An 18,371-nucleotide genomic window follows, 5' to 3' on the forward strand; every position below is an offset into this window, starting at 1 on the left:
TTTATTCAAAGATGAAAACACTCAAAAAAGCCATACTGGTTTTACTTGCCTTACTAATTAGTATAACAACTGCTTTAGTTGTTTATGGTTTTTATCTAAAACCAAAATATGAAGGCAAGGTGCCACTGAAAAATATCCAGAAAGAAACTACAGTTTATTTTGATGAATTTGGGGTCCCTCATATTTATGCTAGCAGCTCCAAAGACGCGATGGAAGTTTTGGGTTATGTCCATGCGCAAGACCGATTATGGCAAATGGAATTGATGAGGCGCATAGCTCCTGGGCGTTTGTCTGAAATATTTGGCTCAGTTGCTTTGAAAAATGATAAGTTTTTTGCTGGATTAGGAATCGAAGAAGCTTCTGCAAAAGCGATTGCAGTATTGGATAAAAATAGCCCAAGTTATCAATTGACGATGGCCTACTTAGATGGAATTAATCAATATATTGATGAAGGAATAACTCCTATAGAGTTTAGTTTAATTGGAGTTAAGAAGGAAAAGTTTACTATAAACGACGTTTATAATATCTTTGGTTATATGTCTTTTAGTTTTGCAATGGCTCAAAAGTCAGATCCGTTGTTGACTGATATTCGCAATAAATACGGAATGAATTATTTGAAGGATTTTGGTATCGATGGCTCTTTCAATACTACCCGAATTAAAAATGCCAAAGTACAACCTCAGGAATATGCCGCAATTGCTAATTCAGTAGCTTCTCTTTTAGACCAATCTCCAATTCCTCCTTTTGTGGGAAGTAACAGTTGGGTACTAGCACCACATAAGACGAAAAACGGGAAAGTGATTTTTGCCAATGATCCGCACATTGGATTTTCACAGCCGGGAACTTGGTATGAAGCACATATCGTAACACCAGATTTTGAGTTGTACGGTTGTTATCTGGCAGGAACACCATATCCTTTATTGGGTCATAACAGAGAATATGCGTATGGTTTGACGATGTTTGAAAATGATGATATCGATTTTTATCAAGAAGAGAACAATCCTTATGACGCCACTAAGTATAGAACACCAAAAGGATTTAGTAATTATGAAACTAGAAAAAAAATCCTAAAAGTAAAAGACTCTCTCGATGTGGTTTTGAATTTAAAAGTAAGCCGCCACGGACCTATTATGAATGATCTGATTGATGGTTTAAATATAGATAAACCCGTTGCCATGTCTTGGATTTATACCCAACAACCTGTCCAGATTCTCGATGCTGTATATACCCTTTCGCACGCTAAAAATAAAAATGATTTTCACAAAGGAGTGGCTTTAATCGCTGCGCCGGGATTGAATGTAATGTATGGCGATGCCAAAGGAAATGTGGCTTGGTGGGCAACCGGGAAGTTATACAAACACAATGAAGGTGTGAATACTAATTTTATATTGGATGGCGCCAGCGGCAAAGATGATATTACCGAATTTTTGGATTTTTCCAAAAATCCTTCGGCAGTAAATCCAGAATGGAATTATGTTTATTCTGCCAATAATCAACCAGAACCGATAGATGGATTTTTATATCCTGGATACTATCTTCCAGAAGACAGAGCTAAAAGAATCACTCAATTGCTAGATCAAAAATCCAATTGGGATAAAGAGTCTGTCAGCAAAATGATTTTTGATAATACCTCAGTAGTTACGCCAGAAGTTGTGGCGACTTTAATTTCGAATGTAAATTATAATGGGCTTTCTAAAAATGAAAAAACAGCTATTGATGTTTTAAAATCTTGGAAAGGATCTACTAATCTGGATGATGTGGCTCCGACAATTTACAATAAATGGATTTATTTTTATTTAAAGAACACCTTTCAAGATGAACTTGGAAAAGCTAATTTTAAGCAGTTTCTTGCAACGCATATCATGAAGCAAATTGTTGCCAAACAAATGGCAAATAAAAACTCACTTTGGTGGGATAACATTGCTACTAAAAGTGTGAAAGAAAACAGAAGCCAGATTCTTTTGAAATCTTATAAAGAAGCAATGGCGTCCTTAGAAAAACAACTGGGAAATTCAGTTACTTCGTGGACTTGGAATCGAGTTCATGTTTTGGAACATCAACATCCTTTAGGAAAGGTGGCAGCATTGAGAAGAATTTTTAATGTGGGACCGTTTGAAGTTCCGGGTTCTAATGAGGTAATCAACAACCAATTTTTTGACTATACCGATGATGCAACATACGTTGTAAAAGGTGGCCCGTCGTCGAGAAGAGTCATCGATTTTTCGGATATAGAAAACAGTTGGGGTATTTTACCAACAGGACAATCTGGGAATCCGCTGAGTTCCCATTATAGCGATCAAGCGGAACTTTACAATGCAGGGGAATTTAGAAAAATGAAGCTGAATAAAGTGGAGATTGTTAAGACTTCGACGAAATTAGTTTTCTTGCCAAAATGAAAAACGAGTAGAAAAGTGTTGTTTTAATATTTATCGACTTTTATTTTTGTCGGTGCTTAAATTAGTATCTTTCAAACGATGGTTTGCGTGAGGGATTGCAGTGGAAATCCCACGCTTTTTAGCGTGGATTGCAACGAAAAGCCCGACCCAACCTTTTTGGGAGGGTCACGCCCAAATAAATCTGCTAAATTGCCTGATTCTGTTGATTATTACTTAATTTTGCGAACTTACATTTACTTTTTTCTTGATGCAAACTCCTAAAAAAATAGCAATTGTTGGTTCCGGATTAGTCGGTTCCTTATTAGCTATTTATCTCCGTAAAGCGGGTCATACTGTTCATGTTTATGATCGTAGTCCAGATATTCGACAAATTCAATTTTCGGGCCGGTCCATAAATTTGGCAATGTCAAACCGTGGTTGGAAAGCATTAGAGGCTGTTGGGGTAGGGGATGACGTTCGTACTATTGCGATACCAATGGATAAACGCGCCATACATTTGGTTGATAAACTCAATTTTCAGAATTACGGTCAGGAAGGCGAATCTATTTATTCGATTTCGAGAGGTAGTTTGAACAGGAAAATGATAGACTTAGCCGAAAATGCTGGTGCTGAGTTCTTCTTTGAACATAAAATTTGGGATGTCACTTTAGATGATGCTACGTTGCATATTGGTGAAACCGAGCGTGGAGCTTGGGAAGATAAGAAGTATGATATGGTTTTTGGTGCCGATGGCGCTTTTTCAAGAATTCGTCACCGTATGCAGCGTCAGAGCATGTTTAATTACTCGCAAGAGTTTTTAAATATGGGCTATAAAGAATTGAATATTCCTGCAAATGCTGATGGTTCTCATAAATTAGATAAGAATTCCTTTCATATATGGCCGCGAGGCGAGTACATGCTAATTGCGTTGCCTAATTTAGACGGTAGTTTTACCTGTACTTTATTTATGCCCTTTGAAGGAGAAAACTCTTTTGCTTCTTTGACTGATAGAAAATTGGTTGAGGAGTTTTTTGAAAAGAATCTACCCGATACAATTGATGTTATACCAAAATTAGCCGAAGATTTTTTCAAAAACCCAACGAGTACGCTCGTAACTATGAAATGTTTTCCGTGGACTTATGAAGATAAAGTGGCGTTAATTGGCGATGCTTGTCATGCTATTGTTCCCTTTTATGGACAAGGGATGAATGCCGGTTTTGAAGATATTTCAGTACTTCATGAAATGATTGAAAAGTATGGCGATGATTGGAAAACGATCTTTTCAGAATATGAAAAATCCCGTAAACCCAATGCTGATGCTATTGCCGAGCTTTCCTATCGCAATTTTTTGGAAATGAGTTCCAAAACGGCTGATGAGAAATTTTTGTTGCAGAAGAAAATCGAAAAATCATTTTCTGATAAACATCCTGATAAATGGATTCCGCTTTATAGCCGAGTGACATTTAGTGATCGTCCGTATGCTGAGGCTTTGGCAATAGGTGATTATCAAAATGCCATTATGGATGAAGTTTTGAGAATGGATAATATCGAGAATATCTGGAATACCGCAGTAGTAGAAGATATGATTTTGACTCTTTTAGAATAAAAAATAGCAATCAAAATTCAATTCTAAAGTGTTAGAATTGAATTTTAATTGCCGCTGTTAATCCTCTTCTCGATGAACTTTTGTAAAATCGAAAGCCGGTTTGCAATTAGCAATGTATTCGCAGGCTACGTCAAAAAGATTGGAATATTGAACTCGGGTGTTTTTTTCAATTTTTAGGGACTGATTGGATCTCGCTTTCAGTCAAAAGATCTATTCGGTTCATTGGCGCTCGCATAATACTAGCGGCAAGTGTCGTAGGGATTCTTTTTTCATTCAGCGCTGTCCCTAATGCTTCTCCAATTCCTAACCTAGTCAGTACTTTATCGGTTTTATAAAATTCTGAAATCGGATAGTTATCGGCTGTTTTTTTGATAGATTCTCTATCATTTGCAGTAAAAGCTCTTACAACATGTTGTATTTTTAATCCTAATTGTGCCAAAACTCCGCTGGGGATATCCATAGGGTTTTGAGTTATAAAATACGCGCCAACTCCTTGTAGAACGAATCAGTTTAACAATGATTTCTATTTGTTCTAGCAAGGTTTTGCTAGCTTTATTAAAAATTAAATGGGCTTCGTTAATAAAAATAACTAATTCAGCCTGATCCATATCTCCTTTTTCCGGCATTTGCTGGTAGATTTCAGCCACTAAACTCAATATAAATCTGGAGAATAGTTTGGGTTTGTCTTGAATGTCTGTCAAGCGGATAATATTGACATATCCTTTTCTGTTTTCATCAATCCGCATTAAATCTTCGATGTCAAATGATATTTCACCAAAAAACAGTTCAGCTCCTTGCTGCTCCAGTTCAATTATTTTTCTTAGGATTGTACCCGTTATAAAAGTGGATATTTTGCAATAGTTTTCTGTAATTTTATCTTTGGCTTCCTCGGTAATATAATTGATTACTTTTTTGAGGTTCTTTAAATCCAATAAGGCCATCTTATTATCGTCACAATATTTGAATATTACTGAAGCTACTCCGGCTTGCGTATCATTCAAGTTTAGTATGCGGGAAAATAAAACGGGTCCAAATTTTGAAACGGTGGCGCGAAGACGAACTCCATTTTGCTCTGAGATCGTTAGTAGTTCGACGGGAAAGCTGGAGGTAGAGTAAGGAATGTTTATTTTAGCATAGCGTTCGGTTATAAAAGCTTTTTCTTCGCCTTCTTTTGCGATACCGCTAAAATCTTCTTTAAGGTCCATCATTAGCACCGGAATTACAATTGTAGACAACTGTTCCGAAAAAACCTGAATAGTTTTCGTTTTTCCAGTCCCAGTAGCGCCAACAATTAATCTATGACGATTTAATGTTTTTAAAGGTATTTTGACTTGATCATCAGTTAAAGCTTCACCATCAAGTATAGCGCCGCCCAGAATGATACTTTCCCCTTTTGAATTATACCCTTCATTAAATGTTTTTTATAAAAGCATCTTTTCTAGCCATGGTTTAGTCAAATTTAATAAAATTTAAATTAATTGCAAGTTATTTTTTTTTTTAAAATGGCGTTATTTTTAGTATTTACTACTGTTTTATTGCTTTTTTGTTAAGAATTGTTAAAAAAAATATTTTATTTATCTTCTGCTTGTACATTAGCATATTGTCACTATATTTCATAATATAGTAGGTTTATATAAGTTAAACGTTTAAATTTATTATATATTTTGATATAAATGCAAAGGAATGGAAGATAGTGTATTTATTGAAATAAAATTAATTACAATAAAATAAAAAAAAGTTTTTTTATTTAAACTAAAAATATAAATTTGCTCCACTACAAGTTTATTATAACTAAAGATTATTATTTAAAACTATTAAAATTAAAAAAAAAATGGCAAACGTTAAAAAAGAAAGCGGATCAAAAGGAGGAGGAATGATTTCAGGAATCATTATTGTTGCATGTGTTTTTGTTGGATGGATTGTATGGAATTTTATAATGGGTAATGGTGCTAATTTCGAAGGTGGAGTTAATACAGGTCACCCGATACCAGGAAATTATTTAGCAATGGTTTACAAAGGAGGTCCTATTGTACCAATTTTATTAGGATGTCTATTAATGGTAATTGTATTCTCTTTTGAGCGTTTTGCAGTAATTTCAAAAGCAGCTGGAAAAGGTAATTTAGATACTTTTATGAAAAATGTTCAAAATAACATTACTACTGGAGATATCGATGGTGCTATTACTTTGTGTGATAAACAAAAAGGATCAGTTGCTAATGCAATAAAATCTGCTTTGTTAAAATACCAAGACGTTAAAAAAGAAGGATTAGATAGCGAAGCTGCTGCTGAAACTATCCATAAAGAAATCGAAGAAGCTACTTCGTTAGAGATGCCAATGTTAGAAAAACATATGACTATTCTTTCTACTTTAGTTTCATTAGGAACCCTTGCAGGTTTGTTAGGTACAGTAACAGGGATGATTAAAGCTTTTGGTGCGTTGGCTTCTGCTGGAACTCCAGATCAAGCTGCACTTGCAAATGGTATCTCTGAAGCTTTGATCAACACTGCAACAGGTATCTCGACTTCAGCTTTAGCTATTGTTGCTTACAACTTTTTTACTTCTAAAATTGATACTTTGACTTATTCTATCGATGAGGCTGGTAATACAATTGTAAATACTTACAGACACTACAGAAGTACTCAAAAATAATTAATAATTTAATTTATAAGAAAATAGCAATCTTGTAAAAAGATCTATTTTCTTATAAATATTAAAAAATATATTAATGGCTATAAAAATGTCCAAAAAAGCAGCGTCTATTGATATGACAGCTATGTGTGATGTGGCTTTTCTTTTGCTGACTTTCTTTATTTTGACTGCTACAGCTAAGATTCCGGAAGCATTGCCAGTAGACACTCCTGCTTCACAAGTTCAAACAAAGCTCCCAGAAACGGATTTGGCTACAATCACTATAGGGAAAGGCAAGGTATTTTTTGACTTAAAAGGTAGAGAGGTTCGTAAAAGAACGCTTGAATTGATGGGTCAAAAGTACGGTGTTGCATTTACAGAAGAGGAATCTTCAAAATTTGCATTAATGGAGGGAATTGGAGTGCCAATAGCAAATCTTAAGCAGCTGATTGCAATGAAAACTGCAGAAAGAAGTAAAGAAGGTTTGCAACCAGGTATTCCTAAAGATTCGCTTGATAATCAATTGAAAGAATGGATCTACAATGCTCGTATTGCAAATATTGAAGTAGATGATAAAGAATTGCAAATTGCTATAAAAGGTGATGCAAAAGAAGAGTATCCAGCTATATTTAGAGTTATGGATATTTTACAAGACCAAAAAATCAATAACTTCTCTTTAGTTACTGGTTTAAAAGCAAAAGAAAAAAACTAAAAAAAATACACTAAAATGGCTGAATTAAATACCGGCGACGGTGGTGGCAAAAAAGGTGGAAAGGTAAGAAGTAAAAAATCAGGATCAAAAGTAGATTTAACTGCTATGGTGGATTTAGCATTCTTATTAATCACCTTCTTTATGCTTACTACGACGTTGTCTAAACCTCAATCGATGAGTTTGGGTTTGCCAGATAAGGAAGACGATAAAAATAAGGATAAGCCAATCAAAGTTGATGAGAACCGTACTATGACATTATTATTAGGTGATGATAATAAGTTGACATATTACATGGGGTTATTAGCAACTCCAATTGCAGGTCCAAAAGAAATTTCTTACGGTAAAGAAGGGATTCGTAAAGAATTGCAGAAAAGAAAAATGTCAGTTCTTGAATACACAGGTAATAAAGATAAAGGAATGATTGTTATTATCAAACCAAGTAAAAAATCAAATTACCGTAATTTAGTTGATATTCTAGATGAAATGGCGATTGTAGATGTGCCAACGTATGCTATCGTAAATGATTTTACTCCAGAGGAACAAAAATTGTTAGAAGGTAAATAAGATTTATCTTATTACTCAATAACCTAATAACTAAGAAAAATGAAATTAGATATATTCACAAACCAATGGCTTGATATTGTATTCGAAGGTCGTAATAAGGCCTATGGCGCTTATGAGCTTAGAAAGACAAATAACAAGACCACGGTTAAAGCACTTGTGCTTGGCGCAATTGTTTTTGCTCTTGCAGTTAGTGCGCCACTTATTGTAAGTCTTCTTCCTAATTCTTCAGATGATACTGAAACATTAGATACGAAAATCACAGCAATCAAATTGCCGCCTAAGAAAGAAGAAATAAAAAAAGATCTTCCTCCGCCTCCACCACCGCCTCCAAAGGTGGATCAAGTAAAATTTGTTAAGCCAGTAGTGGCCAAAGCAGATGAAGTAACGGAAGAACCACCAAAAATTGTTGAGATAAAAGACAAAAAATTAGGTGCTGAAACTATTAAAGGTGATCCAGATGCAGTATTGACCGTTGAGCCAGTAGGTACAGGTCCTGCCGCAGTTGTTGAAGAGGATAATCAAATTTATAATACTGCTGGTATCGAGGTTAAACCAGAATTCCCAGGTGGTATGGATAAATTTTACTCTTATGTAGGTAAAAATTACCAAACTCCTGAAGAAGATGGTCTGAAAGGTAAAGTGTATGTTACATTTGTAGTGGAGAAAGATGGTTCATTAACGGATATCAAAGTAATTAGAGATATTGGTTACGGTACAGGAAAAGAAGCTATTCGTGTTTTAAACAAATGTCCTAGATGGAACCCTGGAGAGCAAAATGGTAAAAAAGTAAGGGTGCTTTATTCTCTTCCTATTACTATTCAAACTGCAGAATAATGTTGAATAACATAGTAAAGAATATTAAGAAGAAATCGCTTAAAGAGCGATTTCTTCTTGTTTTAGGGATTTTGTTTTTTCTGGTTTATCTTATTTTGGGTTTATTTATTATCTTTATGAAGAATTTTCCTCTTGCGATTCAACCAAATTATAGAATTGCTTTTGGGGTATTACTTATAGTGTATGCTTCCATTAGATTCTTCCGGATTATTAATGCTAACACAAACTAGATTATGAAAAATTATGTTAACATTTCGTATTTTGTTTTTCTTGCAGTAATTATATTATTTTTCGCATGCAACCAATCTAAAAGCGCTAAGAACAAGGAAACCATACTTAAAGGTTCAGCAACTGTTTATGTCGATGAAACGCTAACCCCTGTTATTGAAGACCAGGTTGAAGTTTTTGAAAATAGATATGAAGCTAAAATTAAACTTATTTCTAAATCAGAAGCAGAGACTGTTAACTCATTGTTTAACGAAAAGTCTGCGATAGCTATCTTGTCAAGAAATTTGACAGTAGAGGAAACAAAGATATTTGAACAAAAGAAAATAGTTCCTAAAGTAACGATGTTCGCTACTGATGCAGTGGCTTTAATCTCCAAGAAAAATAATAATGATACTATTGTCGCGTTAAAGGATATTATCAGCTTTATGCAGGGGAATACAGTTCCATCCATTAAGGGATTAGTTTTCGATAATCCAAATTCAAGTACTATTCGATACATGAATTCTTTGGCAGGAGTAAAAGCAATACCTGAAAAGGGTGTGTTTTCATTTAAGACGAATGATGAAGTTATTAAATATGTTTCGGAAAATGAAGGTATGATTGGGATTGTTGGGGTTAATTGGCTTTCACAACCTATGCCGGCAATGCAAAAATATGTTGATAATGTAAATGCATTAAACGTAAAAGGGCTGGATAGTGAAAATGCTTTTGCCCCAACTCAGAATAATATCGCAGAGAGAAAATACCCTTTGGCACGCGATTTGTATATTATAAATTGTCAGGGATATTCTGGATTAGGAATGGGCTTCGCTTCATTTGTAGCAGGAGATATAGGACAAAGAATAATTTTAAAATCTGGATTGCTTCCTGTTCGTATTCCCGGAAGGAATATAACAATTAGGAAAAATATTGAAAACGATAAAAAATAAATTAACTACAACAAAGATGAATAAATTTAAAATTTTTAGTGTTGCTTTATTAGCTTCGGTGTCCGTGAGTCAAGCTCAAGATTTAACTCAAGCAAAAAAAGCAATTGACGCAGAACAATTTGAGAAAGCAAAATCGATATTAAAATCGGTCATTCAAGCTAAACCAAGTAATGGAAGAGCCTCGTTTCTTTTAGGAAATATCTATCTTAATCAAAGTGTAACGGATTCTGCTAAAATCTATTTTCAAAAAGGATTAACGGGGAGTGATAACGGAAAACTAAACTATATCGGTTTAGGACAAATTGATTTAGATAATGATAATAAAGCTGCAGCTCAAACTAATTTTGGACTTGGTACTAAAGGAATTAATAAAAAAGATGTTGAAGAATTAGTATATGTAGGTAGAGCTTATATGAATACTGAAAAGCCAGATTATAAGAGTGCCATCGCAATTTTGAATCGCGCTAAAATTAATAATTCATCTGACCCTCAAGTGCTACTTGCATTAGGAGACGCTTATTTTGGTGATAATAATCAGAATGAGTCTTATGTTGCGTACAGGAATGCTTTTCAAGCCGATAATACATTGTTAAGGGCTAAAATGCAATTAGGAGTTTTGCTAAAAGGTGCTAAATCATATGACGAGGCAATTAAAGCATTTAATGAAGTAATTGCTTTAAATCCTAATTATGGACCAGTTTATAGAGAACTTGCTGAAACCTATTATAAAATTGCTAGAAATAAACCATCAAAATCTGTTGAAAGTTTGAAAACGGCGATTGGGTTTTATGATAAATACATGAGTTTAACAGATTATTCCATAACATCGCGCATGCGTCATGCTGATTTCCTTATTCTTGTAGGGGATTATAAAGCACTTGAAATTGAGGCTAATAAAATGAAAGAATTGGATAATGTTAATCCAAGAATTTTACGTTATTTGGGTTATGCTGCATACGAAAACGGAAATGATGATTTAGCAAAAACTTCTTTAGAAAGTTTTATATCAAATCCAGCTAACAAGATTATCGCTAAAGATTATATTACTTTAGGTTTGGTGAAAATTAAAAAGGGAACAAGTGCTGATGGTCTTTCGGTTGATCCAACTGCTTTCAAAGAAGGTTTGGCTATCATCAAAAAAGGAATCGAACTTCTACCTATCGCAGCTGAGGATTTGAATGAAGTGGGTAAAAAATTATTTGCTCAAAAATTATTCAAAGAAGCCGCTGCAATTTTTGAACTTAGTTCAAGTAATAAAGAGTCAAGAAACTATTTAGATGATAATGTTTATTATGGCTTATCGTTATATTATGATAATAACAGAAAAGACGTAAAAGCTGATCCTATTGCTTTACAAAAAGCAGATGCCGCCTTCGCCAATGTAATTGCCGCATCTCCAAGCTATCAAGAAGCTTATTTGTATAGCGCTAGAACAAATAGATTGCTTGAAAACGATGCTGTAATGACTAAAGCATACCAAGATTATATAGATAAGACTACACAAAAAGGAGCTGAAGAGTTAGCTAAACCAGCTGTGAAGACCAAATTTATAGAAGCTTATAATAATATTGCCGTAATCTATTCTAAAACGGATAAAGTAAAAGCAAAAGAATACTTAAACAAAACACTTGCTATTGATCCAGCTAACCAATACGCATTAGACGCATTGAAAACTTTGAAATAATTAGGAGATTTCAACAAATATAAAACCGATAGTTTCAAAAGAACTATCGGTTTTTTTTTTGAACGTATACTCTGAGATTAATTTGCTAGGATTAGTCTTGCTATTTGCTCTATCTTTTTAAAGGCCGATAAAGGGCCTTTTAAAAAAGATGTCGCTTCTGTCGGGGCTCGGTTATTAATGGTAATTTTCCGTAAGCATTTTTAAAATTTCAAATTAACTCCTTTTCAAATTAACTATCTTTGCACTTTAAAATAAAAGAATGTTATCAAAAGAAATACAATTAGAAGTTAATAAAGGTGCAATGCTTCCGCTGATGGAAGAATTCTACACTATTCAGGGTGAGGGTTTTCATACTGGTACAGCAGCATACTTTATTAGAATTGGAGGCTGTGATGTGGGTTGTCATTGGTGTGATGTTAAAGAAAGCTGGAATGCGGAATTACATCCGCCAACAAGCATTGATCTGATAGTTGCCAATGCAAATAAATATGCCGATACTGTTGTTGTTACTGGTGGAGAACCGTTAATGTGGGATATGACTTTACTTACTCATAAACTCAAAGATCAAAATTTAAAAGTACATATTGAAACCTCAGGAGCGTATCCGCTTTCAGGATCTTGGGATTGGATTTGTCTTTCGCCAAAGAAAAATAAATTACCTACAGAAACCGTTTATGATAATGCGCATGAGCTGAAAGTGATTATTTACAATAAGCATGACTTTATTTTTGCAGAAGAACAAGCCGAAAAAGTGAATCCAAATGCTATTTTATTTCTTCAGCCAGAGTGGAGCAAGAAAGAAGAGATGACTCCATTAATAGTAGACTATGTAATGAACAATCCTAAGTGGCGCGTATCTTTACAAACACATAAATATCTAAATATCCCTTAATACACAAATACCCCAAACGTAATTACAGTTTGGGGTATTTTCATTAGTGGGAATGTTAAAACATAAGGCCAACTTAATTACCAACCTTTTTGTTTTTTCAATTCGGTGATATGAGCTAAATGGTGATTGCCATGCCAAGCGTAAAGCCCAATTATTTCCTTGATTTTAAATTCGCTATTATGTTCGGGGTGAATGAATATCTTTTCTAAATCTACTTCGTTTAAACTTTTTATTAAATAGGACAATCGGAAGTGCAACCCTTCTAGAAAAGATAAGGTGGGTTGAATAGGCATATTTAAATTATCATGCATTTCTGCCCAACGGTCTTCATGATAGAATTTTATTATGGGTTTATCTTCTGTTAAAGCCCATTTGATTCTAATGAAACAATTCATGTGACTATCTGCGCAATGGTGAATTACTTGACGAATTGTCCAGCCATCTTGTCGATAAGGTGTGTCGAGTTGTTCCTCGGTTAAATAAATCACTTCTTTTTTTAGTCGTTCTGGAAAAGAAGAAATCTCCGCTATTTTTTCTGCTAAATAATTACCAGAATATAATTCGGGTGCAATAAACTTACTTATCGGATAACGTAGTTTCTCTAATACTGAATTTTCCATAATTTTATTTGTCTTTATTGGTGGTTCTTTTATCTTTCTTTAAATCGAAAGCTTCGCCAAGTAATCATAATGCTCACCTTCAAGAATTAATTCACATTGAAATCCATTATCTAAAGCTGCATTTTGTAGCGTATTGTAATCAATGAACATCCAATCGAACGGTTTTTCTTTATCACCTTTGTACGAGATATTAAAAACAATTTCGCCATAATATTCTTTTTTTGAAGGAATCCACTTTCCGCCGTCTTCATCATCATCAAACATATAAATGATGTCAGAACTATCCAATAGAATTTGTCCGTCAGGATTTAATAAAGATTTTAGTTTTAGAAGGAAATTAGGAATGTTTTTTAATTTTCCGCACATTCCAGCACCATTCATTAAAAGTAATATAGTGTCGTACTTTTCATTATCTAGTGTCATCACATCCTGAATTTTTGCATTCTTTAATCCACGAAGTGTACATGCTTGGATTGCATTTGCTGAAATATCAATTGAAGTAACGTCTAAATTTCGTTCGTTTTGCAAAGACAAGCTATGGCTACCTGCGCCACAACCTACATCTAGGACTTTACCTTTGGCAAGTTGTAACGCTTTTTTTTCCATTTGTGGCATTTCATCATAAGATCGAAATAAATAGGCAACTGACATTTCATCTTCTTCAGAAATGGTAGTCTCCGTAATTAAATCTTCGGGAGCATTATTAGTTTGATAATCAAGTATGGCTTTGCCGAAAAGGTCTTTCATTAGAGTTGGTATGTTAATTTAGTTATTTGTTGATTTGTTTTAAGTAATTTCGCAAAATGTTTTATCGAATAACCGACCAGACAAATGGATACTATTTTAAATAATCTTCCTAAAGAAGCCAAAGATAAGCATATCGAAAACAAAAAGTATTTCGATAAGCTAAAAAAGAAAACACCAAAGAATTTAGATTATGTTATGCAGGATTTGCATGATGCTGAATTCAAAAAAACGGATTGTTTAAAATGTGCCAATTGTTGCAAAACAACTGGACCTTTATTTACCGATGCCGATATTGAACGTGTTTCAAAATATCTTAGACAAAAACCCCAACAATTTATCGCGCAATATCTTCAAATTGATGAAGACAGAGATTATGTTTTGCAAAGTGTGCCTTGTACTTTTCTAGATAATGAAAATGCTTGTATGATTTATGATGTTCGTCCAAAAGCCTGCCGGGAGTTTCCTCATACTGATAGAAAGAAATTTCAGCAAATTACGGATCTAACGCTGAAAAATGTTGCTATATGTCCTGCAGCTTTTAATATTGTTGAGGAGATGAAAAAGAAATTGCCTCTTTAAAAAATATTTTCATCAAAATAAACTAAACATATTCAGTCTTGTCTCCCTCTCCTTTGGAGAAGGCTGGGGTGAGGACTAATAGATCAAATATTTAGATCTCATTGCCTTAAACTCAAGAATCCCCTTCTTCCAAGATTCTCTGATTTCCTTTTCAGGAAGTCCACTCTCTATTTGCTGCTGTAGTTTCTTGGTCCCGACCAATTTTGTGAAAAAGGAATTAAAGAATTTTGATTTATCATAGGTTGTATCGTAGGATTTAATAAGCCACTTTAATTCCAGTTGATTTACTTGTGGATATTTTGACAAATCTTCGCCATAACAAAGCACTCCATTATAAACTGGGTTTTGGGCGCCTAAATTTGGTCTCGGAATAAAACTAAAGTCGCTCTTTGGTAAATAAGGCGAACCATAAATTTGAAATTGATTCTCAGTGCCGCGGCCCACGCTGACATTTGTGCCTTCAAAAAGACATAAACTAGCATATAAATTCACCGCTTTGTCGTTAGGAAGATTTGGAGATGGTTTAATTGGCAAACTGTAATTCATTTTTCGGTTGTAATTCACACAAGGAATCACCGTCAATTTACATTGAGTTCCATTCTTTACCCATTTTTCTCCATTAATCATTTTGGCATATTCACCAATGGTCATTCCGTGAAGCAAAGGAATTGGGTGCATGCCCACAAAACTAGTAAACGCTGCTTCCAGAATCGGTCCGTCAATAATAGTTATATTGGGATTTGGTCGGTCAAGAATGAGTAGTGGAATATTATTTTCGGCGCAAGCCTCTATGATATAATGTAAGGAGGAAATATAGGTGTAAAATCTAGCGCCGACATCTTGCAGATCAAAAATCAGAATGTCAATTCCAGCCAGTTGTTCAGATTTTGGTTTTTTGTTTTCCCCATAAAGCGAAATGATTGGCAATCCTGTTTTACGATCCTTTCCGTCGGCAATATGTTCACCTGCATCCGCAGTTCCTCGAAAACCATGTTCGGGAGCAAAAATGGTTTTGATTGCAATGTCTTTTTCTAATAGAAAATCGACGAGATGAGTTTTGTTAGATAGAATTCCAGTTTGGTTGGTTACGATTCCAATTTTTTTGCCTTTTAATAAAGGAAGATAAACAGTATAATTATCGGCACCAGTTTTAATACTATTATAGGAAACGATGGTTATTTTTTTTAAACTGTCGTTTTTCATCTCCTGCGCTTGAGTTTTTTTGACCGTACAAGAGATTAGATTGGTGAATAAAAATAAAAGAGAAAAGGTGTTTTTTATAAATTTAGTCATGTGATAAAGCATAATAAAATTAATGTCTATTAGTGTAATTCGTGTTTTAGCTGTATTTTTGATGCAAGCGAAGCAAACTGGCTTAGCAAATCCAAAATAGAAATCGAATCAACTTGAATTTAGAATACTTCATTGCCAAAAGACTCATTACTGCTAAAGATTATAAAAGTAGCATATCTGCACCAATTATAAAAATTGCAATTTCAGCAATAGCCATTGGTATGATCATGATGATTATTTCTGTAGCAACGGGAATTGGGTTGCAACAAAAAATAAGGGAAAAGGTTTCGGCTTTCAATGGGCATATTATTATTTCAAATTACGACAACAACCAGTCGGAAGTTACGCTGGTGCCTATTTCCAAGAAGCAGGATTTTTATCCAAAATTCATTTCCGTTCCAGGAATAAATCACATTCAAGCCATCGCGACAAAAGCCGGAATTATAAGAACCGAAAGCGCTTTTGAAGGAATTATTCTAAAAGGTGTAGGGGAAGATTACCAATGGGATAATATTAAAGAATACCTGATTTCGGGTAAACTGCCCGATTTTTCTAAAGATTTAAATCAAGAAGTATTGATTTCTCAATTCTTGGCGAACAGACTAAATTTAAAAGTTGGCGATTCATTCAATACATTCTTCATAAAAGAGAGCCAAAATAAATTACCTAACATCCGAAGATTCCAGATCACCGGTATTTTTAATTCTGGTTTTCAGGAATTCGATGCTACTTATGTGTTAGGTGATATTCGCCACCTACAGCGCATCAATAAATGGAGCCCAAATGAAGTAGGGGCATTCGAAGTTTTCGTAAATGATTTCAACAATATTAAAACAACTGGTGAGCAGGTGTACGAGCAAACTGCTTCAACGCTTGATACAAAAACCATTATCGAGAAATACAGTTACATATTCGAGTGGCTTCAATTATTTGATTTTAATATTATAATCATTTTAGTCGTGATGATTTTAGTGGCGACAATCAACATGGTAGTTGCGCTATTAGTGTTAATTCTCGAACGAACCCAAATGATAGGAATATTAAAAGCATTAGGGGCTGATAATTGGTTAGTTAGGAAAATATTTCTCTACAATGCCTTTTACCTTATAGTAAGGGGATTGTTTTGGGGAAATTTAATTGGGATATCTTTGTTGTTAATCCAGCAGCATTTTGGAATAATCAAACTCAACCCAGAAAATTACTATGTCAACCAAGCGCCAGTATATCTTAATTGGGGATATGTGCTATTATTGAATTTACTAACTGTAACCATTTGTTTCTTAGTGTTACTAATTCCTTCCTATATAATAACCAAGATATCTCCGGTAAAAGCCATTCGTTTCGATTAGATTTCATTTGGGCGTTCCCCATTATAAAAAAAGAGGCAATTATCGTGGAGGGTAGTTGCCTCTTTTTTTATAATGGGTCAGGCTATTCGCTGCAAGTCCTCGTAAAGTGACGTTTCACTACACTTTCCTCTGGGCTTTACACTACTATCCCTAACGCGCGCAGCGTTTCATCGACTTTGCCATTTAATCAAAAGGAAAAATTTCAGATAATAACGATTTCATGACGTTTGTACGGGTTTTAGTTTCTTTTCTTTCTTGATAAGGCACAGTATATCGCTGACTTTGTCATTTAGTCAAAGATGAAATCTCATTGATGGATATTCATCTATTACCTTAATATATCGGATTGTGGTTTTGGCAGCGTATATAGTATTTGCTACTTATATAACTATATCTGCGATTTTTGAGATATAAAGTTACCCTTTCCTTCGGAGAGGGTCTGGTATAGTAAAATAATTCACTTTCAAAAATCACGTTTCCAGCGATTTAAAGCGAATGTTAGGAAAAGGTCAAAAAAAAGGGATTAAAAAGCTTGAATAACGGTATAAAGGTGCTAGTTTTGCACCCGCAACAACGCATACGTTCTTTAATAAACTGGCAAGTACTACGAATCGAAAACGAGAATTTATTTTCTAAAAAAGATTTTAAAAAGCTTGTGAGATTAGAAAACGCTTACTACATTTGCACCCCGCAAAAAGAGTAAAGTTCCTTGACAAACTGATAAGAATAATAGAAGTAAATGGAGATAAAATTTTTCTAAAAAAACTTCAAAAATTTCTTGCCAGTTAAGAAAAGAAGTTGCACTTTTGCACCCGCTTCCAGAGACGCACAATGTGTGTTAAACGAAGGGAAAAACAAGCAGAACACGTTCCTAGACATATTGAATTGACAGCCGTTTTAAGAGCGATCTTAAGACAAAAGAATAAGAGTAATAGAATTGAAAGATTTGAAAAAACCACTAGAACTTCAGTCACATAAATAAAGAGACCAGATTTATCTGGACTCACACAATATACGATGAAGAGTTTGATCCTGGCTCAGGATGAACGCTAGCGGCAGGCTTAACACATGCAAGTCGAGGGGTATAGTTTTTCGGAACTAGAGACCGGCGCACGGGTGCGTAACGCGTATGCAATCTACCTTTCACAAAGGGATAGCCCAGAGAAATTTGGATTAATACCTTATAGTATATATGAATGGCATCATTTATATATTAAAGATTTATCGGTGAAAGATGAGCATGCGTCCCATTAGCTAGTTGGTATGGTAACGGCATACCAAGGCTACGATGGGTAGGGGTCCTGAGAGGGAGATCCCCCACACTGGTACT

Annotated in this window: 14 protein-coding genes, 1 rRNA gene and 2 pseudogenes; 12 read left to right on the forward strand and 5 right to left on the reverse strand. The window is 34.5% G+C overall.

Annotated elements, in window-relative coordinates; translation table 11 throughout:
* Positions 1-11: 11 nt before the first annotated feature.
* Both ACFX5D_RS05260 and ACFX5D_RS05265 read left to right on the forward strand, forming a co-directional pair.
* On the forward strand, positions 12-2,396 hold the full coding sequence (locus tag ACFX5D_RS05260; RefSeq protein WP_379857196.1) for a penicillin acylase family protein: 2,385 nt from the start codon (positions 12-14) through the stop codon (positions 2,394-2,396).
* 247 nt (positions 2,397-2,643) lie between these two features.
* The gene (locus tag ACFX5D_RS05265; RefSeq protein ID WP_379857197.1) at positions 2,644-3,981 is read left to right on the forward strand and encodes an FAD-dependent oxidoreductase; all 1,338 of its coding nucleotides are present in this window, start codon (positions 2,644-2,646) and stop codon (positions 3,979-3,981) included.
* Between the two features lie 57 nt (positions 3,982-4,038).
* Here ACFX5D_RS05265 and ACFX5D_RS05270 read toward each other — a convergent pair.
* Together ACFX5D_RS05270 and ACFX5D_RS05275 are read right to left on the reverse strand one after the other, a co-directional pair.
* Positions 4,039-4,170, reverse strand: a pseudogene (locus ACFX5D_RS05270) (cupin domain-containing protein); the annotation flags it as partial.
* Positions 4,160-5,427 (reverse strand): annotated as a pseudogene (locus ACFX5D_RS05275) (helicase HerA-like domain-containing protein); the annotation flags it as partial. The pseudogenes ACFX5D_RS05275 and ACFX5D_RS05270, both read right to left, overlap by 11 nt.
* Positions 5,428-5,812: 385 nt before the next feature.
* On the opposite strand from ACFX5D_RS05275, the gene ACFX5D_RS05280 reads away from it, so the two are divergent.
* From ACFX5D_RS05280 to ACFX5D_RS05310, 7 genes are all read left to right on the forward strand, one after another.
* Positions 5,813-6,631 (forward strand): MotA/TolQ/ExbB proton channel family protein, encoded by an 819-nt coding sequence (locus tag ACFX5D_RS05280; protein ID WP_379857198.1) that lies wholly within the window; start codon positions 5,813-5,815, stop codon positions 6,629-6,631.
* 76 nt (positions 6,632-6,707) lie between these two features.
* Entirely contained in the window at positions 6,708-7,322 is a 615-nt protein-coding gene (locus ACFX5D_RS05285; protein WP_379857199.1) for an ExbD/TolR family protein, read from the forward strand.
* Between the two features lie 15 nt (positions 7,323-7,337).
* Entirely contained in the window at positions 7,338-7,886 is a 549-nt protein-coding gene (locus ACFX5D_RS05290) for an ExbD/TolR family protein (protein ID WP_379857200.1), read from the forward strand.
* Positions 7,887-7,925: 39 nt separating this feature from the next.
* Complete coding sequence (locus ACFX5D_RS05295) at positions 7,926-8,720, forward strand: energy transducer TonB (protein WP_379857201.1); 795 nt, start codon at positions 7,926-7,928, stop codon at positions 8,718-8,720.
* Positions 8,721-8,953: 233 nt separating this feature from the next.
* Positions 8,954-9,877, forward strand: a complete 924-nt coding sequence (locus tag ACFX5D_RS05300) for a PstS family phosphate ABC transporter substrate-binding protein (protein WP_379857202.1) — start codon at positions 8,954-8,956, stop codon at positions 9,875-9,877.
* Between the two features lie 16 nt (positions 9,878-9,893).
* Entirely contained in the window at positions 9,894-11,561 is a 1,668-nt protein-coding gene (locus ACFX5D_RS05305) for a tetratricopeptide repeat protein (RefSeq protein ID WP_379857203.1), read from the forward strand.
* Between the two features lie 259 nt (positions 11,562-11,820).
* Complete coding sequence (locus ACFX5D_RS05310; RefSeq protein WP_379857204.1) at positions 11,821-12,453, forward strand: 7-carboxy-7-deazaguanine synthase QueE; 633 nt, start codon at positions 11,821-11,823, stop codon at positions 12,451-12,453.
* Between the two features lie 77 nt (positions 12,454-12,530).
* On the opposite strand, the gene ACFX5D_RS05315 is transcribed toward ACFX5D_RS05310, so the two are convergent.
* Together ACFX5D_RS05315 and ACFX5D_RS05320 are read right to left on the reverse strand one after the other, a co-directional pair.
* On the reverse strand, positions 12,531-13,073 hold the full coding sequence (locus ACFX5D_RS05315) for a YfiT family bacillithiol transferase (protein ID WP_379857205.1): 543 nt from the start codon (positions 13,071-13,073) through the stop codon (positions 12,531-12,533).
* Positions 13,074-13,112: 39 nt separating this feature from the next.
* On the reverse strand, positions 13,113-13,820 hold the full coding sequence (locus tag ACFX5D_RS05320) for a class I SAM-dependent methyltransferase (protein WP_379857206.1): 708 nt from the start codon (positions 13,818-13,820) through the stop codon (positions 13,113-13,115).
* A gap of 84 nt (positions 13,821-13,904) precedes the next feature.
* Between ACFX5D_RS05320 and ACFX5D_RS05325 the strand changes: the two genes are divergently transcribed.
* On the forward strand, positions 13,905-14,399 hold the full coding sequence (locus tag ACFX5D_RS05325) for a YkgJ family cysteine cluster protein (RefSeq protein ID WP_379857207.1): 495 nt from the start codon (positions 13,905-13,907) through the stop codon (positions 14,397-14,399).
* A gap of 75 nt (positions 14,400-14,474) precedes the next feature.
* On the opposite strand, the gene ACFX5D_RS05330 is transcribed toward ACFX5D_RS05325, so the two are convergent.
* A complete protein-coding gene (locus tag ACFX5D_RS05330) occupies positions 14,475-15,602 on the reverse strand; it encodes an exo-beta-N-acetylmuramidase NamZ family protein (RefSeq protein WP_379857208.1) in 1,128 nt (375 codons plus the stop codon).
* Between the two features lie 203 nt (positions 15,603-15,805).
* Here ACFX5D_RS05330 and ACFX5D_RS05335 point away from each other — a divergent pair, with 203 nt between their 5' ends.
* Positions 15,806-17,041 (forward strand): ABC transporter permease, encoded by a 1,236-nt coding sequence (locus ACFX5D_RS05335; protein WP_379857209.1) that lies wholly within the window; start codon positions 15,806-15,808, stop codon positions 17,039-17,041.
* 1,014 nt (positions 17,042-18,055) lie between these two features.
* A 16S ribosomal RNA gene (locus ACFX5D_RS05340) occupies positions 18,056-18,371 on the forward strand; the annotation flags it as partial.

The organism is Flavobacterium fructosi (assembly GCF_042787335.1).
Lineage (GTDB): Bacteria > Bacteroidota > Bacteroidia > Flavobacteriales > Flavobacteriaceae > Flavobacterium > Flavobacterium fructosi.

Bases quoted from the DNA above. Each gene is read 5' to 3' on its own strand.
- ACFX5D_RS05260 (WP_379857196.1), top strand. From the start codon at position 12: ATGAAAACACTCAAAAAAGCCATACTGGTTTTACTTGCCTTACTAATT.
- ACFX5D_RS05265 (WP_379857197.1), top strand. From the start codon at position 2,644: ATGCAAACTCCTAAAAAAATAGCAATTGTTGGTTCCGGATTAGTCGGT.
- ACFX5D_RS05280 (WP_379857198.1), top strand. From the start codon at position 5,813: ATGGCAAACGTTAAAAAAGAAAGCGGATCAAAAGGAGGAGGAATGATT.
- ACFX5D_RS05285 (WP_379857199.1), top strand. From the start codon at position 6,708: ATGGCTATAAAAATGTCCAAAAAAGCAGCGTCTATTGATATGACAGCT.
- ACFX5D_RS05290 (WP_379857200.1), top strand. From the start codon at position 7,338: ATGGCTGAATTAAATACCGGCGACGGTGGTGGCAAAAAAGGTGGAAAG.
- ACFX5D_RS05295 (WP_379857201.1), top strand. From the start codon at position 7,926: ATGAAATTAGATATATTCACAAACCAATGGCTTGATATTGTATTCGAA.
- ACFX5D_RS05300 (WP_379857202.1), top strand. From the start codon at position 8,954: ATGAAAAATTATGTTAACATTTCGTATTTTGTTTTTCTTGCAGTAATT.
- ACFX5D_RS05305 (WP_379857203.1), top strand. From the start codon at position 9,894: ATGAATAAATTTAAAATTTTTAGTGTTGCTTTATTAGCTTCGGTGTCC.
- ACFX5D_RS05310 (WP_379857204.1), top strand. From the start codon at position 11,821: ATGTTATCAAAAGAAATACAATTAGAAGTTAATAAAGGTGCAATGCTT.
- ACFX5D_RS05315 (WP_379857205.1), bottom strand. From the start codon at position 13,073: ATGGAAAATTCAGTATTAGAGAAACTACGTTATCCGATAAGTAAGTTT.
- ACFX5D_RS05320 (WP_379857206.1), bottom strand. From the start codon at position 13,820: ATGAAAGACCTTTTCGGCAAAGCCATACTTGATTATCAAACTAATAAT.
- ACFX5D_RS05325 (WP_379857207.1), top strand. From the start codon at position 13,905: ATGGATACTATTTTAAATAATCTTCCTAAAGAAGCCAAAGATAAGCAT.
- ACFX5D_RS05330 (WP_379857208.1), bottom strand. From the start codon at position 15,602: ATGAAAAACGACAGTTTAAAAAAAATAACCATCGTTTCCTATAATAGT.